The following is a 17653-nucleotide window of genomic DNA, read 5'->3' as shown; positions in this document are numbered from 1 at the left end:
TGTATTAAGTCTGTTTCAGGCCTGCATTTCGCTGATGCCGACCTGTTGCAAGGCCGCGGCCAGATCCAGGATCTGCCGTTGCTCGGTGTCTTTCATTTGCTGCAATTGCTGGCCCAACGTCGGCGCGCCGAACACCCCGCGCAAGCCTTGTGAGACATCGCCGCCTTGTATTGAATGGCTGTCGAAGGCATTGAACGAGCCGCTTTGCGAGCCTGAATCCTGATTGAACAGGCTCGACAGCGTGCTACTGCCGAACACCCCGCCATCACCGCCACCAAAGCCGAGGAAGCCTTGAGCCGCACCGTTCCCGCCGCTTTCGCTGCTGAACACCTGAGCGATGAAACTTGGTGCCAGGGCGCCGTTATTGATGAAGATGCTGCCCACCGGAGGTAAACCATCGCCCGAAGTACGCTGCTCGAACAATGGCGTAAAGGCCAGCGGCGAACCGAGATTGCCCGTAGGCGGGGTGAAAACGATGGGTTGCAGCGGCACATTCGGTGGGTCCGCAAGCACCACTGGAGAATCAACCCTGAATTGCGGGTCGCCACTGGTGGCGATGGTGTTGACCGAATAACTATTGGAATCCGTAGTGCCTACGCCCGAGTTGCCGGCCAGGTCGGTCACACCACTGCCGTTCAGGCTGACCAGATTGCTGGCGTTGTTGACGTTGGCCGTTGGCGTCAGGGTCGCCGTCCAGGTTTTGCCACCATCGCTGCTGGAAAGGTTGGACAAGGTGCCATTGGTCGCGCTCAGGTCAGTCAGATCGAAGCCGCTGACCGCTTCGCTGAAAGTAATGGTCACCCGTGAGGTCTGATTCACCGTCAACGCCGGGTTAGCCACCACGATGCTGGTGACGGTTGGACGTGTGGTGTCGATGGCGTAGTTGTTGGACTGGGTGGTGCCACTCCCGGCGTTGCCGACCGAGTCAATCACACCGCCGTTGTTCAACGTGATGAGATTATTGGTATTGGAGATATTGCCGGTCGGAGTCAGCGTCGCCGTCCAGGTCTTACCGCCATCGCTGCTGCTCAGGGCACTCAGCGTACCGTTGGCGACACTCAGGTCTGAGTTGGTAAAGCCACTGATCGCCTCGGAGAAGGTGATGGTCACGGTGGTCGTCTGACCGATGCGCAGAGCGCTGTCGCCCACGACAATGGTCGCCGTCGGACGCTGAGTATCAATGATGAAATTGTTGGAGTCGGTGCTCCCCGTCCCGGCATTGCCGGCAAGATCACTGACTCCGGTATTGTTGAGGGTGATCAGATTGGTCGCGTCGCTAACATTGCCGTTCGGGGTGAACGTCGCTGTCCAGGTCACGCCACCATCGCTGCTGCTCAACGCGCTCAGCGTGCCGTTGGTCACCGTCAGGTCGCTGTTGTCCAAGCCGCTTACCGCTTCGCTGAAGGTGATGATCACTGTCGAGGAATCGCCCACCGCCAGAATCGGGTTAGCGATCACGATGGTCGCCGTCGGGCGCACGGTATCGACGGTGTAATTGTTCGAGTCGGTGGTGCCACTCCCGGCGTTGCCGAGCAAGTCACTCACACCGCCGTTGTTCAGGGTGATCAGGTTGCTGGCATCGGTGACATTGCCGGTTGGCGTAAGCGTCGCCGTCCAGGTGACACCGCCATCGCTGCTGCTCAACGCGCTCAGCGTGCCATTGGCGACGCTCAGGTCTGAGTTGGTAAAACCACTGATCGCCTCGGAGAAGGTGATGGTCACGGTGGTGGTCTGACCGATCTTGAGTGCGCTGTCGGCGACCACAATGGTCGCGGTCGGACGCTGGGTATCAACAACGTAGTTGTTGGAGTCGGTCGTCCCCGCTCCGGCGTTACCGGCAGCGTCGCTCACACCACTGTTGTTGAGGGTGATGAGGTTGGTCGCGTCGCTGATGTTGGCGTTCGGAGTGAAGGTCGCCGTCCAGGTCACGCCACCATCGCTGCTGCTGACCGCGCTGAGTGTGCCATTGGCGATCGTCAGGTCGGCGTTGCTGAACCCGCTCACCGCTTCGCTGAAGGTGATGATCACCTGAGAGATCTCACCCACTGGCAACACCGGATTGACGACCACAATAGTCGCGGTTGGACGCTCGGTATCGATGGCATAGTTGTTCGAATCGGTAGTGCCAACACCGGTATTGCCAGATGCGCTCTGAACGCCGCTATTGTCCAGCGTGATCAGGTTGCTGCTGTCGGTAATGGCATTGGTTGGCGTGAACGTTGCGGTCCAGGTGATGCCGCCATCGCCGGAGCTGACCGCGCTGAGTGTGCCATTGGCGATTGTCAGGTCGGCGTTGCTGAAACCGCTCACCGCTTGCGAGAAAGTGATGGTGACCTGCGATGTTTCACCGACTTTCAGCGCGGTGTCCGCCACCACGATGGTCGCCGTCGGGCGCACGGTGTCGATGGTGAAGTTGCCGGAATCCGTGGTGCCGGTACCGGCGTTGCCCGCCAGATCGGCCACCCCGCTGTTGCTCAGGGTAATCAGGTTCGTGGCGTCGGCAACACCGGCCGTCGGAGTAAAGGTCGCCGTCCAGGTAATACCGCCATCGCTGGAGCTGACCGGGCTCAACGTGCCGTTGGGCACACTCAGGTCGGCGTTGGTGAAGCCGGTCACCGCCTCGGAGAAGGTAATGGTGACCAGCGACGTTTCGCCCACAATCAGCGTTGTGTCAGCAAGCACAATGGTGGCTGTGGGCCGCTGCGTGTCAATCGCGTAATTATTTGAGTCGGTCGTCCCGGTGCCGGCATTACCCGCCAGATCACTGACGCCACTGTTGGTCAGGGTGATCAGGTTGCTGGTATCGGTGACGCCCGCTACCGGGGTCAGGGTCGCGGTCCAGGTGACGCCGCCATCGCTGCTGCTGACCGCGCTCAAGGTGCCGTTGGCGATAGTCAGGTCGGCGTTGGTGAAACCGCTCACCGCCTCGGAGAAGGTGATGGTCACCAGTGAGGTTTCGCCGGCCGCGAGGGCGCTGTCGGCGACGACGATGGTCGCCGTCGGGCGCACCGTGTCGATGGCGTAGTTGTTGGAGTCAGTGGTGCCATTGCCGGTGTTGCCCGATGCGTTGGTGACACCGCTGTTATCCAGGGTAATCACGTTGTTGGTGTCGGTGATGTTGCTGGTCGGGGTGAAAGTCGCCGTCCAGGTCACGCCACCATCACTGCTGCTGACCGCGCTCAAGGTGCCGTTGGCAATCGTCAGATCGGCGTTGCTGAAGCCGCTCACCGCCTCGGAGAAGGTGACGGTCACCACCGTGGTTTCACCGACCCTCAACGCCGTATCGGCGATCACGATGGAGGCGGTCGGCACTTGGGTTTCGACAGTGTAATTACTCGAACTGGTGATGCCCGTCCCCGCATTGCCCGCCAGGTCGGCGACTCCACTATTGTTCAGGCTGATGACGTTGCTCAGATCGGTGATGCCCGCGGTCGGAGTGAAGGTGGCGGTCCAGGTGATGCCGCCGTCGCTGCTGCTGACTGCGCTCAGGCTGCCGTTGGCGATCGTCAGGTCAGCATTGGTGAAGCCGCTCACCGCCTCGGAAAAGGTAATGGTCACCAGCGAAGTCTCGCCGGCCTTGAGGGCCGGGTCGGCCAGGACGATAGTGGCGGTCGGGCGCTGGCTGTCGACCGCGTAGTTGTTGGAGTCGGTGGTGCCGCTGCCGGCGTTGCCGGACAGGTCCTGGATCCCTGTGTTGTCCAGCTGGATGAAGTTGCTGGTATTGGTAATGCCTGCCACCGGGGTCAGGGTGGCGGTCCAGGTGATGCCGCCATCGCTGCTGCTGACCGCGCTCAAGGTACCATTATCGATGGTCAGGTCGGCGTTGGTGAAACCGCTCACTGCCTCGGAGAAGGTGAAGGTCACCAGTGAGGTCTGACCGACTCCCAGGGCGCTGTCCGCGACCACGATGGTCGCCGTCGGGCGCACTGTGTCGATGGCGAAGTTGTTCGAATCGGTGGTGCCGCTGCCGGCATTGCCCGACCCATTGGTGACGCCACTGTTGTCCAGGGTAATGATGTTGGTGGCATCGGTAATGCTGGCAGTCGGTGTAAACGTGGCCGTCCAGGTAATGCCGCCGTCGCCACTGCTCACCGCGCTCAGGGTGCCGTTGGCAATCGTCAGATCGGCATTGCTGAAGCCGCTCACCGCCTCGGAGAAGGTGATGGTCACCCGTGAGGTTTCGCCGATCTTCAAGGCGTTGTCCGCCACCACGATGGTAGCGGTCGGCCGAACGGTGTCGATAGTGTAATTGTTCGAGCTGGTGGTGCCGGTGCCGGTGTTGCCGGACAGGTCGCTGACCCCGGTGTTGTTCAGGGTGATCAGGTTGGTGGCATCGGCGATACCGACAGTTGGGGTAAAGGTGGCGGTCCAGGTGATACCGCCGTCGCTGCTGCTCACCGCGCTCAGGCTGCCATTGGCAATCGTCAGGTCGGCGTTGGTGAAACCGCTCACCGCCTCGGAGAAGGTGATGGTCACCAGTGAGGTTTCGCCGACCGTGAGGGTGCTGTCGGCGACCACGATGGTGGCCGTCGGGCGTGCGGTGTCGATCGCGAAATTGTTGGAATCGGTGGTGCCGCTGCCGGTGTTTCCGGCAAAGTCGCTGACCCCGGTGTTATCCAGGGTGATCAGGTTGCTGGTGTCGGTGATGCTGGCGGCCGGGGTGAAGGTCGCGGTCCAGGTGATGCCGCCGTCGCTGCTGCTCACCGCGCTGAGGGTGCCGTTGGCAATCGTCAGGTCGGCGTTGGTGAAGCCGGTCACCGCCTCGGAGAAGGTGATGGTCACCAGCGAGGTTTGGCCGATGGCTAAAGCCCTGTTCGCGACCACGATCGTCGCCGTCGGGCGCTGGGTGTCGATGGCAAAGTTGTTGGAGTCGGTGGTGCCGCTGCCGGCGTTGCCCACCAGGTCCAGCACGCCGGTGTTGTTCAGGGTGATGTGGTTGCTGGCGTTGGTGATATTGGTCGTCGGAGTGAAGGTCGCAGTCCAGGTAATACCGCCGTCGCTGCTGCTCACCGCGCTCAGGGTACCGTTGGAAACGGTCAGGTCGGCGTTGGTGAAACCGGTCACCGCTTCGCTGAAGGTAATGGTCACTGGTGAGGTCTGGCCGATGCCCAGGGTGGTCGTGGCAACGATGATGGTCGCGGTCGGCCGCACGGTGTCGACGCTATAGGCATTCGAGCTGGTCGTGCCGCTACCGGCATTGCCTGCCGTGTCGCTGACTCCGGCATTATTCAGGGTAATCACGTCGCCGGCGTTGGAAACCGACGAGGTCGGGGTCAGGGTCGCGGTCCAGGTGATGCCGCCGTCGCTGCTGCTGACCGCACTCAGCGTGCCGTCGGCGACCGTCAGGTCGGCATTGGTGAAACCGGTCACCGCCTCGCTGAAGGTGATCGTCACCAGGGACGTTGCCCCGATGTTCAGCGCATTGTTGGCCACCACGATACTCGCGGTCGGCCGCACGGTGTCGACCGTATAGGTGTTGGACGTGGTCGTGCCGGTACCGGCGTTGGTCGCGGTATCGGTATAGAGGGTGTTGTTCAGGGTAATGACGTTGCCGCTGCTGGTGTTGCCGGCGGTCGGTGTCAGGGTCGCGGTCCAGGTGATACTGTCGCTGGTGGTCAGGTTGCTCAGGGTGCCGTTGGATGCCGTCATGTCGGCCAGGCTGAAGCCCGTCACCGCCTCGCTGAAGGTGAAGGTCACCGTGGAGGTGCCGCCGATGTTCAGCGCAGGACTGCCGACCACGACGGTTGCCGTCGGCCGTACAGTGTCGACGGCGTAATTGTTGGACGTGCTGGTGCCGACCCCGGCAGCGCCCAGCGACACGCTTGTCACGCCGGTGTTGTCCAGGACGATGTGGTTGGTGCTGCCCGTGACGCTTGAATTTGGGGTAAAGGTCGCTGTCCAGGTGACCCCGCCATCGCTGCTGCTCACCGCGCTCAGGGTACCGTTGGTGACCGTCAGGTCGGCGTTGGTGAAACCGGTCACCGCCTCAGTGAAGGTAAAGGTCACCAGCGAGGTCTGGCCGATGTGCAGGGCGCTGTTCGCCACCGCGATGGTAGCGCTCGGTGTCGGTACATAGGCGGTGTTTACCGTACCGCCGTCGTTGAAGATATTGTTCACGGCCGCCACGCTGGCACCGGTACTACCGCCGCCCAGCGCCGGACCGCCGGAGCCGCTGCCACCGACGTTACCGGACAACGCCGCAAAGTTGGCGGCGGTCATCAATACCGTACCTTTGTTCCAGATCGCGCCGACACCTTTACCGGCCGCGCCACCGGGGTCGGCGGAGCCGCCCAGGCCGCCACCGCCACCACCGCCACCACCGGCGGCGATGTTGTTGGAAATCACCGAGGTGCCCACGACGGTCAAGGTGCCGGTTGAAGCGTTATAGATACCACCCGCGGCCGAAGCACCGGCCCTGCCGGGCTTGTCCCAACCGGAGCCGCCACCGCCACCGCCGATGGAAATCGTGCCGTTGTTCGCCGTACCGCCCGCGCCACCGCTGCTGTAGTTGGCAGCCCCCAGGCCGCCCGCGCCACCGCTGCTGCCGCCGCCGCGACCGCCCATGTAGTTGGGGTTGTACCCGCCACCGTTACCGCCCGTGTTGGCACTACCACTCGTACCGGCGTACACACCCGTGCCGAAACCGGAGGTGCCACCATGACCGCCGGCTTGCCCGCCCAATGCACCGCCACCGCCGCCGCCGCCACCGACCGCGCCACCGACGTAAGGTGAGGTAACCCCGCCACCACCACCGCCGCCCGAAGCGGCGTTGCTGGTCACGGTGACGTTCTTGAGGGTCAGGTTGCCGGAGTTGAAAATACCGCCGCCCATGGCCCCCGTGCCGTCCGTACCGGCGGCAGCACCATTGCCGGCCACCAGGCCTTGCTTGATGATCAGCCCGTCGAAGGTCGCAGTGACCCCGGAAGCAACCTGAACCACCCGGGTCTTGTACTGACCGTTGAGGGTCACATCGGCAATGCCGTCGTGGTTCAGGTCACCTTCCAGCGTGACGTTCTTGGTAATGGTCAGTTGCGCGTTCAGATTGACCGTCATGGTGGTGCTGAACGTCACCGTGTCACCCACCACGGCATCGCTCAGCGCCTGACGCAATGAGCCAACCCCACTGTCACCGTTGTTGGTGACCGTCAGTGTCGCCAGGCTGTACTGATACGCAGCCATGGACTGGGCCGACAGCACGTTATGGCTCTCGATGGTGCCGGTGGCGATTTCCAGATCCCAGTCACCGCTCACACCGGTACGGTTGTTCGACGCAACGATATCGCGCCCGGTGAGTTGCGCCAGCGAGTCGACAAAGCTGATGCCCTTGTCACCTGCGGCGGTGTTGCAGGCGTAGATCAGAATGTCGCCGCCGACGTTCATGTCATTACCGATGCGCGCCAGCACCGCGCTGCGAGCCGCCACGTTATCGGCCGCCAGGTAAGTGTCGCCCAGCCACAAGTCGCCGCTATTGCCGTGGGCGATGATTTCCACGGTACTCACGCCATGGTGGGTATCCAGATAATCAGCGATCTGTTGCAAGCCGTCCTTGGTCCCGTCGAGCTGCACCACCTGGGTGCCGGGCGCCACACCTTTGAGCAGGCTATCGGCGTCCTTGATACGCGAATCGACGAACACCACGCTCTGACCGGGCACGGCGGTGGGCGTCGCAGCAGGCGCGGGTGTGGCCGCTGACATGTTGTCCGCCTGACCGTGGGTGTCCTTGCTGGCCACCGGGTGGTCGGCAACCGGTGACTTCGCAGTGTCCGCCGTGGCGTGGCCGTCGGCTTGGGCGGCAGTATCGGCAACCGTGGCCGCCACTGCGCCGTCGAACAGCATTCGCGGTTCCAGCGACATGATCATTGGCGATGCCAGGACGCGTGCGCCTTGGGATGTTTGCGACTTGCCTTTGCTCCACCACATATTGCTCACCCGGATTCGAACTTTTATTTGCGCGCAAATAAAAAAGCCGTAATCAACTGATCGCGGTTTCGGCTTTCATACGAATAACGTTGGCGGCGCTGGCGGAGCCATCGTGCCAAAAAGACAATTCTGCGTATTTATCGAACAGGTCCGGCGGCAGGATCGTGCGCCGGGGTTCCAGTGCGACCGTGCGTTTGACCTTGTGCAGCCCCGATACGCCGAGCGCCTGATCGAACTCCGGCGCGTCATAGGCGAGGTTGTTGAAATCGTGCTCGAACCAGGGTTCGCCGATGAAGTCGTAGATCAACCGCATGACCCGGTCAGGGGCCTGGCTCAGCAAATCGTAATCAACGATCAACAGCGAGTCGGCGTTTTCGCCGTAATACGCCTCTTTCAACGCGGTCCAGGCAAAACCCACCAGACGATTGCGCTGAGCCAGGGTTTCGCAACGGCTGTAAACGGTATTGCGCTCGATTTCGTCATTGAACAGCTTGGTGTTCTCGAACGGATTGGCGCGGTACAGACGCTCAAGGCTGTCCATCACCCAGGCAACATTGCGCACACAGGCAATGGTTTTGGCCTTCGGGAACAGTTCCCGTAGTGCAGGCAGGCGCGCGCACCATTGGCGATTGGTGTCGAAGATGACGGGTGTGTCTGCCTGATCGGCGTAGAAGGAATCGAACAGACCGTGCAACAGACGACGGCGCAGTGGGGTGTCGATGACGGCACCAAATTCGCTGCCGGCACTGCATTGTTCGAGAATGCCGGAAAACAACGCGCCGACCGGGCTGGTCATGCCAGCATGAAAACGCGGGTTCTGCAGCAGAATGGCTGAGAGCAGGGTGGACCCTGAGCGCGGTAAGCCAGAGATAAAGTGGAAGTCGTGCAATCCCTTCACCGTAATCAACATCCTTTTGTAGGACAAAGCGTAGTCCATGAAGGGGACTTCCGACTAGTGGTCTTTTGATATCAAATCGAAGCAAAACCGCGGAAGAAGTGTGATGTTGATTGGGCGAATCGCCGGCCATGGCATTGATGCGGCGAGCGCCTCGCAGGCGTTGGCGAATGCACACCGGTCAGTTGGAAGGAATGAACAACCGAACAAAGGGCATCAAACGGATGGTGTACGGTGACCGGGACAACACGTTCTTTTTCATGAAGATCAGAACGTTTTTCCCGGTAATCCGTGAAAAACCGAAAGTTAATCTGGCGCCAAAATCAAAGAAACCTCAAAACACCGTCAGAAATTTCTCGGTCCCCGCGTGCTCTGTAGCCGCTGTGCAGGGCTGCCCATCACAAACAGCCGCGCTTTGGCGTTACCCGCCTCGAATTCGCGAGTCTTGTGCCACGTGGGGGGCAGCGGCGCGAATTCATCGGGTTGATCACCGGTGCTGATCAACCACACTCGCCCGGTCCCAGCGGGCAGCTCTGCCAGGCTGTCGAGGTAGATTTTGTCGGCATCCTGATTCACCAGCGTGCCGAAACCGTAGGCGTTTGGCCGGCTGGAAACTCCATTGCGCAACGGCGGCGTGTAGAGCAGCGGTTGGGCATCGGTTCGGTTGTAGTAGACGTAACTCATGTACCAGAGCATGTCGCTGATGACGATGCGATCGCCCGCGACATAACGCTGGTTCACATAATCGACCATGACGCTGACCTGATCATTCACGTCGACAGTAGCGTTGATTTTTAGTCCCACCAGCTCTGTGCCGACAAACACCGCGAGCAAGGCGAATGCCAACATCCGAAAGCGCTTTTGCAACTGGTCGATAGCGATCGCCAACACCATCGGCAGGCCCAAGGCATAAGCCGTCATGTAACGCTCGATGAAGACAGGCGAGACGAACGACACCGAGAAGACCACCAGCAGCGGAAGCGTGGTGTAAATCACCGGCAAAGTGTGAAGCTTATAGGGTGTTGGATCACGCCAGGCCGTCATACCCACAATGACCAGAACCAGCAGTGGCATTGAGGCAAATACCACCCACGGCAGGTTGTCCGCCTCGTCCTGGACCAAAAACAGCCAAATCATCGACGGTAACGAAGAGAACGTGACAGGCAGTTCCCAGCCCACGTCACCATTGGCTTTGAGTTGGTCTATGTGCTGCAGCAGATCGATCAATCCCGGAATCCAGGGCACAAAGAGCACAACGATCGCCACGTTAGCGAGCCACCAGCCGGGGCGGGTAATGTGCCGAGACTCTGCGGTGGGTTGCAGACGCATCACCAGCAGATACAGCCAATGGGAAAGCACGCAGAGAGCAGTGAAGTAATGGGTATAAAAGGCCGCGCTCATCAACAGCGCATAGATCACCAGGTAACGCGAACGCTGAGGCTGTTTGACCCAATACACTAACGCGATGGTCGCGCCGATCAACAAGACGCCCAACAGCGAATACATGCGCACTTCCTGGCTATAGCGCACCGCTGTTGGCAGCAGGGCCAACAGCACCCCGGCCAGCACCGCCGCGCGCCGCGTGGCGATCAACCCCACCAGCCAGATGCCCAGCGCCACCGTGGCAATCCCGGGTAGTGCGCTAAAACTGCGAATCGAGAAAATCCCGTCGCCAAACAGCTCGATCCAGCCATGCAGGAGCATAAAATACAGCGGCGGATGCACATCATGAGCGGCGTGAAACCAGATCCCGGCCAGCGAGTACTGGCTTAACAACAGGCTGGAGCCTTCGTCGCCCCAGATAGCCGCTGCGGTCAGATCATAAAAGCGCGTGAATGCCGCCAGCGCCAGAATAGGTACCAACCAGTGTTCACGACCCCATTGCACCAAGCGCTGCACACCTTCGATCAAGCTGACCACAGAGTGCCCGTTACGCTTGTCGCCGAGCTCTGTTTCTCTGCGCACCGCCATCCATTCCCCCGCCAATACACATAAATTATAAGCCGCCCAAGTCCCCCTATGGGCTCTGAAGCACCTGCAACTTTACGACAGGTCGCCACAGTATGCGCTCTGCAAATCGCTGATCCCGACCGATTGCACGCAGACGACATTCGACAGTGAACGGCGGCAACGTCCACGCTCAGCCCTGGCGTGATCGGGCCACGAAATGAATGCACTCGGCTGATTGCACAAACGGCCCGTCAGATACTCGCGACTAGCGCGCCGACAAACCGTCAGAGATGGTTGATTCGTTGCTCAACGTCGGCCGTTCCACTTGAATATTCCCGGCATTAAAAACCGCTTTCCCTGACGCCCAATGCTGCCAGGCGCCGCCAGGCAGTACCCAGCAACGACTCGCTGCGCCCTTGCAACACGACCAGACCGCGCAACGGCTGAGCGGGCGTTTGCGTGTCATCAAGCGTTTTCAGGCGCGCCCCATATTGTGCCTGCACCGGTTCCGGGCGATTGTTCTCATTGCGACGTACAGCTATCGGACCGTGATGGTCTGAGGTCAGCGCCTCCTGATCGACATACGCAGCACCGTTGGTGTCCACTTCCGTCAGCTCGACTTCAACGGCCGGATGCATCGGATCATCGGCAATAAAACGCCCCGTGTCTGCGGGGGTAACCCGCCACAACTCAGCCTCCGCCAGATAACCGCGCAATCGTGCGCCCTCCTCAACCACCCTGGCCAGCGGGTCCTTGGGTGACAACCAGCGGCCGACGCTCAATTGCGACAACAGATCGCGCACCTTGCCGGCCTGGGGTGCGCGCAGTAGCAAACGCTCACGCTGCGCCACCAGGCCACGGTACTCGGCCACGGCCTCGGCCAGTCGTTGCTCGACGATGCCGGCATCGGCCGCCGTTTCGCTGCGCCCGGCCTGACGGCGCATTTGCAATTGAAGGATTTCGATTTCACGGCGAACAATGGCCTGTCGCGAATCCAGATCCGGCGACTCCAGCTCGATCAACACCTCCCCCTGGGACACCGGCTGGCCATCCGTGACGTTGACCTGTTTGACCCGCGCCGCCACCGGCGCGTGCAAGGCGCTGACCCTACCGGCTTCGAGCATGGCTGGTAACTCGACCGCACTGCGCCAAGGCATTACCAGCAACAACACCAGCGCCAGCAAACTCACAGCGCTAAGCAACGCCCGCGGTGCATGGGCCTGTTCGCGGCGGGTCCACCATTCACGCCACTCGCACGCGATCGGCAGAAAAATGAACCACACCAACTCAACCAGCATCAGAAAGATCCCGAGTAGCTTGAAGAACAGGTGATAGACCGCCAACGCGATGCCGAAAAACAACGCCGCGCGCCAAAACCAGGAGCAATACCCCCACCACAGTAACCGTCGCTGCATCTTCGGCGACCAGGGTTCCGGCGCTTGCACGCCATAGCCGAACAGCGCTTCACGCAGGCGCCAGCGGCACAACGCAAATGCCCGGCCCTGGAGGTTGTCCACTTCCCACAGATCGCTGAGCAGAAAATAGCCATCGAAGCGCATAAAAGGGTTCAGATTGACCGCAAGGGTCGTCAACCAGGTCGCGCTGGCCAGCATGAACGCTGCGGTTCGCGCCGGCCCGTCCGGCAATAGCGACCATGCCAGCAATGCGATACAGGCCAAGAGCAATTCGGCCAACACGCCCCCGGCCCCAATCAACAAGCGGGCGCGGCGATCATTGACCCGCCAGGCATCGCTGACATCGGTATAAAACAGTGGCAGCAGGACCATGAACGCCACGCCCATGCTCTGCACCCGACACCCCGCACGCTTGGCCATAAACGCATGGCCGAACTCATGACACAGCTTGGCGAAGAACAGCGCGACGCCAAACGCCAGCGCGCCACCGAGACTGAACAGGTGCGGGAAGGTCGCCAGAAAGCGCTGCCAGTCCCGTGAGACCAGAAACACCCCAAGCCCCAGTGTTGCGGGCAAGCCATAGCGCAACATTCGTGGTCCGAAACGCTCCAGCCATGGCCAGGCGCGATTGAGAAAGGCATCCGGGCGCCACAACGGAATCCGGAAAAACAGGTATTGATGCAGCAGCATTTGCCATAGAGCCTGACGCTGGGCGGCGGCTTTCTGGCCATAACTGGCGCGTTGTTGCGGGTCGAGGGCGACAATCAAATCATGGGCGCGGAGAAATCCCAGCAACTCATCCAGCTCCTGACCGCCAAGAGGCAGTCCCGGCTCGCGATTGGCCGCGTGCAGCACTTGTTCGGCATCGCCCAACGACCAATGCCGCAGCAAACGCATCGCCGCCGCGCCGACTTTGAAGTAGCGTCCGCGCACCGGGTCGGCCAAGGTCCAGCGTGGCGAACCATCCAGCGCCGGGGCCGCCGCCGACAACTGCAAATCCGCCCGCAGGCTGGGAAGTGTCATCTACAGGCCCACGCTCTGACGTAACCCGGCCAACGGACGGCGCAGCAAGTACAACGCCAGCGGCGCACGTTCGCCGAAAATCTTCGCCGTACCACGCAGACCGATGCGCGGCGCAGCCTCGTTGAAGCGAGCGTCCAGCCGATAAGCCAGCTGCCCGCCGGCGGTGGGCTGCGCCTCATAGGCCGCACGTTCGAGGGTGGCCAGATAGCGGTGCAACGGATCACTGTCCAGAAACAACGCAATCTGCGCGTTGGGCTCCAGGGCAATCGCATCGCCGACCGCCAGTTCAATGCGCAATTCGGCCTGGGTCGGGTCAGCAATTTCCATCAATCGCTCTCCGGTCTGCACCGGTTTACCGGTCCAGCGTTCGGCGTCGGCAAATACCGCGATACCGTCGCGCTCGGCGCGGACCTCACTGCGTTTGAGCAGCTCGCGGGCGTAATCGCGTTCCGCGCGTTTTTGCTCGACCCGAGCCGCCAACAGATCGATCTTCGAACTCGACTCGGCATCGGCAAAGGCACGCTGGGCATTGGCCTTCAACTCGGCCTCGGCAACGCCCAAGGCCCGGGCGGCCACGTCAGCCTGGGCATTGAGGGTGGTGCTTTCGAAACGTAGCAGCAGGTCGCCGGTCTTCACGGTCTGGTTCGGCTTGACCAGAAACTCGGCGATCACCCCGTCCAGCGGTGCTGCGATCACCCGACCACCGAGCGGAACGACCTCCGCGGGCGCCAGCACCGATTGGCGCACCGGAATCAACAGGCCAAGCAACAGCACCGCCAGCAAAGCCGCCTGACGTTTACGGGTCCAGTGCAAGCGCCATGGCTGGCGCGGTTGCAAGGCCAGCCAGGCATGGCTATAGGTGTCACCGAGTTGCGACAGCAAGACGTGTTCGGAAGGGGTCCACGGGATATCGCGCGCCAGCCACAGGCCGCCGAAAACCTGCCCCTTGTGATCGATCAGCGGCAACCAGAACACCTGCGCAGCAGAAAGACTTTGCCAGTCAGCCTGCACCTGCTCAGTCAACGGCGCCGCCGGTATCACGCGCGCCTGTTTCAGCAGATCGAGCTTGAACAACTGTCCCACCGCTTGCTCGACGAACGCCACAAACGGCGCATTCGGCTCCACGCTGCTGACGCCGGTCACCGCGCGCACTTTACCGGCAATCAGCAATGCCGCATGGCGAAAGCCAAACAGCGCCTGACCGTCATTGACCAGGCTGTAGGCCAGTTGCTCGGTGGTGCGAGCGGAACGGGTCTGGCGTTCCAGGTCCAGAAACCGGGCAAAGACCCGTTCGGCGGTGCCCGCCACCGGCGCGTTCATTTGGGCTCCGCGAAACGCGCCGTGCCACTCATCCCCGACAGTAAACCGCTGGCGGTGGGCAGTGTCGCCACCAACAGCAGCGTCTGGCTGCCTTCATCGATTCGCGCGCCGAGGCGTTTGACCGTAGCGTTGAGTGGCTGGCCGGTCTCATCGGGTACGAAGCTGAAGGTTTGTCCGGGCTTGAGTTTTCCCATCCAGCGCGAAGGCACCAGCAGGTGGATTTCCAGCGTGCGGTTGTCGACGATTTCCAGCAAGGGCGAGCCAGCCGCCACACTTTCGTAGCGTTGGACCTTGCGCTCGACGACCTGCCCGTCATACGGCGCAACCACGCTACAGCGCTTGACTTGAACTTGATAGACTTGGGATTGCGCCTGGGTTTCGGCGAGTTTTGCTTCGGCTCGCGCCACTTCAAAGCGTCCGACCGAATTCAGCGAAGCCAGCTGTTTATTGTGCGCCAACTCTTCATTGGCACCACGACTGGCGGCCTGAGCGGCATTGAGCTGGGCCTGATAGGCCGAGCAATCGAAGCGGGCAAGGGTATCGCCCCTATTGAAAGATTCACCTTCGCTGAACGGCAACTCGACGATGCGCCCGGAAAGCTCACTCGCCAGCATCGCCTGATCCCGTGCACGCAACACGCCGCGCGCCTCGTTGGTGATCGACGTCGGCGCAGTGGCCGAACTCTTATCCAGCAGCGGATCGTCTAGTGCGGGCGTTTGCGCCTGTACCAGGCCGCCCAGACAGATTAATCCGAAACCCAATCCACGAAAACGCCGCATAGCCGTAACTCCCTGACGGATGGGCGGAGTCTACGACAGCAATGATAAGCGTCAAGCAAATAGCCATCACTGCCTGGAAAACCGGGTTGCCGCGGATCCGCCTTCATCGCAGCGCTGTATGATCGCAGCACTAGCGTTAATACCCCCGAGTTCATGCGTTTCAGGATTAAGGACAATTCATGCGTATTGGTCTTCTGTCGTCTCTCACACTGGCGTTGAGCGCCATTGTTTCCAGCCAGGCTCAGGCCAGTTCCGATGATTCCTGTTACCCGAACTGGTTGCTGTTCAAAAACACGCTGGATACCTGCAGCAGCCTGCCATTCCTGAGCCCTGGCAATGACAGCCGGGTGAACCTGCGCCTGTTGCTGGCGGACAAAGGCGCATTGCCCCTGACACCGAATGCGCTGGGCAATGACGACCTGGCCGAAGGTTACGGGCCGGTACCCTTCCCGGTGTATCGCCTCAATCCGGCAGCCTCGGGCGAAGTCACCGATAAGGTCGACGCCTCCAGCACCGCGACGCTGGGCGAGCTGCTGGAAAAACTCGGGATCCCCCGCCAAACCACTGAAGCCGCCGGCGATGCGTTCCTGTCCGGCGAAGGCAGCCGTTGCCGAAGCAACTCGCACGGCAGCGCCACAGCGTTTATCCGGCAAGTGGTCGAGGCCGACATCCCGGCAGCCGAACGCCAGTCATTGGCCCGTAGCCGGATGCAAATGCTCGCCGCTTGCAGTTGGGAAAACGCCCAGCAAACGAGCCTGTTGCCCGGTGATATTCAGTCTCCGACAGGCAAGGCCTTCACGACTTATCTACAGGCCGCCGCCGACTTTTACAGTGGGCGCTTCGCCGATGCCGCGACGGGTTACGCCGCACTCAAAAACAGCCCGCAGCCCTGGCTGAAAGAAACCGCGCTCTACATGGCCGCCCGTACCGCACTCAATACCGCCCAGCAGCAGGCATTCGACGAATATGGCATGCCGACGCTCGAGCATGTGGATAAGTCCAGCCTGCAACAGGCCGAAACCGGATTCGACAGCTACCTGACAACTTATCCACAAGGTGACTACGCCGTGTCCGCCAAAGGACTGCTGCGCCGGGTGCACTGGTTGGGTGCCGCCCCGGACAAGCTCGCCGAAGACTACACCTGGCAGTTGACGCAAACCCATGGCACACAGCGCAACGTTTCGCTCGATGCGCTGGTGGAAGAAGTCGACACCAAACTGCTGATGACCAACGCCGAGCCAGTGCAGACGCCGCTGTTACTGGCGGTCAATGACCTGATGTGGATGCGTGAACAGCCCAAGCCGAGGCTGACCCTGGACGCATTGCAAAAACAAAAAGCCGTGTTCGCCCAGCAACCGGCGCTGTATGACTATCTGCAGGCGGCATTTGCGCTGTACGTCGACAAGAATCCGGACAACGCGCTAAAACTGCTGCCCGGTGACTTGCCTCAGCACCTGGACTACCTCGCCTTCAGTCAGCAGACCCTGCGTGGGCTGGTGCTGGAAGCCAAAAAAGACTGGAAAGGCGCCGAAACCTTGTGGCTGCAAATGCTGCCGCTGACCAGGCAACCACTGCAACGCGAACAGCTGGAACTGGCCCTGGCGATGAACTACGAGCGCAGCCAGCAACTGGCCAGGGTGTTTGCCAACGACTCGCCGATCAAGAGCACGCAAGTGCGCTACATCCTGTTGCGCCACGTGGCCGATGCCGACCTGCTGCGCCAGCAAATCACTCAGGCAACCGACCCCGTGGAACGCAATACGGCTCAGTTTGTGCTGCTCTACAAGGACTTGTTACGCGGTCAGTACGCCGCCTTCGCTGAGGATCTAAAACAGCTCCCCGCTGCACCGCCTGAAGACAAACTCGGCAATAGCCTTGGCTATGTCTACACCGGCGGCCCATCGCTGAAACTCTTTGAATGGGCACCGCAAAAGGCTGAGTCCGGCTATGGCTGCCCGAGCATCGCTGAAACCGCTTTGAAGCTGCAGATGGACAGTAAAAGCCCGATGGGATTGAACTGCTTCGGTGAGTTCATTCTGCGCAATGGCCTCGATGGCATGCCGCTGGACCGCAAGCCTGATGCCGATACCCTGGGCGGCACCGCGCCAGGGTTCACCGGCCCGGTCTACTCACGACTGGACGGTTATCAACACGTGATCGGGAACACCAAGGCAACCCACAACGACCGCGCCTATGCACTGTTTCGCGCCATCAATTGCTTTGCACCGTCGGGCTACAACAGCTGCGGTGGCAAGGACGTTGACCCGGCGACGCGCAAAGCCTGGTTCCGCCAGTTGAAAAGCGGTTTTGCCGACACCCAATGGGGCAAGTCGCTGCAGTACTACTGGTAA

7 protein-coding genes are annotated in these 17653 nt (G+C 61.1%); 1 reads left to right on the top strand and 6 read right to left on the bottom strand.

Features of this window, described 5'->3' with window-relative positions:
• Window positions 1-15 precede the first annotated feature (15 nt).
• The 6 genes from AC07VR_RS07945 to AC07VR_RS07920 all read right to left on the bottom strand — a co-directional run bounded on the left by AC07VR_RS07945 (window position 16) and on the right by AC07VR_RS07920 (window position 15302).
• On the bottom strand, window positions 16-7920 hold the full coding sequence (locus AC07VR_RS07945; protein WP_495010942.1) for an Ig-like domain-containing protein: 7905 nt from the start codon (window positions 7918-7920) through the stop codon (window positions 16-18).
• A 52-nt stretch (window positions 7921-7972) separates the two neighbouring features.
• Window positions 7973-8857: a sulfotransferase family protein gene (locus AC07VR_RS07940; RefSeq protein ID WP_494995710.1), complete on the bottom strand. Its 885-nt coding sequence runs from the start codon at window positions 8855-8857 to the stop codon at window positions 7973-7975.
• Window positions 8858-9160: 303 nt separating this feature from the next.
• Window positions 9161-10786, bottom strand: a complete 1626-nt coding sequence (locus tag AC07VR_RS07935) for a glycosyltransferase family 39 protein (protein WP_495010941.1) — start codon at window positions 10784-10786, stop codon at window positions 9161-9163.
• A 320-nt stretch (window positions 10787-11106) separates the two neighbouring features.
• Window positions 11107-13203, bottom strand: coding sequence for an efflux RND transporter periplasmic adaptor subunit (locus AC07VR_RS07930; protein ID WP_495010940.1), 2097 nt, complete (start codon window positions 13201-13203; stop codon window positions 11107-11109).
• Window positions 13204-14523 (bottom strand): efflux RND transporter periplasmic adaptor subunit, encoded by a 1320-nt coding sequence (locus AC07VR_RS07925; protein ID WP_494995707.1) that lies wholly within the window; start codon window positions 14521-14523, stop codon window positions 13204-13206. It lies immediately after the preceding gene.
• Window positions 14520-15302 (bottom strand): efflux RND transporter periplasmic adaptor subunit, encoded by a 783-nt coding sequence (locus AC07VR_RS07920; protein WP_494995706.1) that lies wholly within the window; start codon window positions 15300-15302, stop codon window positions 14520-14522. The genes AC07VR_RS07925 and AC07VR_RS07920 overlap by 4 nt, the downstream gene beginning before the upstream one ends.
• A 179-nt stretch (window positions 15303-15481) precedes the next feature.
• On the opposite strand from AC07VR_RS07920, the gene AC07VR_RS07915 reads away from it, so the two are divergent.
• On the top strand, window positions 15482-17653 hold the full coding sequence (locus AC07VR_RS07915; RefSeq protein WP_495010939.1) for a PA5441 family protein: 2172 nt from the start codon (window positions 15482-15484) through the stop codon (window positions 17651-17653).

This window comes from Pseudomonas sp. GW821-FHT02H09, assembly GCF_059421425.1.
Note: the sequence above shows the minus strand (reverse complement) of the source record. Positions and strands in the feature narration are given on the sequence as shown.

Excerpts from the sequence above, each read along its gene's own strand:
- AC07VR_RS07930 (WP_495010940.1), bottom strand. The coding sequence starts at position 13,203 with ATGACACTTCCCAGCCTGCGGGCGGATTTGCAGTTGTCGGCGGCGGCC.
- AC07VR_RS07945 (WP_495010942.1), bottom strand. The coding sequence starts at position 7,920 with ATGTGGTGGAGCAAAGGCAAGTCGCAAACATCCCAAGGCGCACGCGTC.
- AC07VR_RS07920 (WP_494995706.1), bottom strand. The coding sequence starts at position 15,302 with ATGCGGCGTTTTCGTGGATTGGGTTTCGGATTAATCTGTCTGGGCGGC.
- AC07VR_RS07935 (WP_495010941.1), bottom strand. The coding sequence starts at position 10,786 with ATGGCGGTGCGCAGAGAAACAGAGCTCGGCGACAAGCGTAACGGGCAC.
- AC07VR_RS07925 (WP_494995707.1), bottom strand. The coding sequence starts at position 14,523 with ATGAACGCGCCGGTGGCGGGCACCGCCGAACGGGTCTTTGCCCGGTTT.
- AC07VR_RS07915 (WP_495010939.1), top strand. The coding sequence starts at position 15,482 with ATGCGTATTGGTCTTCTGTCGTCTCTCACACTGGCGTTGAGCGCCATT.
- AC07VR_RS07940 (WP_494995710.1), bottom strand. The coding sequence starts at position 8,857 with ATGGACTACGCTTTGTCCTACAAAAGGATGTTGATTACGGTGAAGGGA.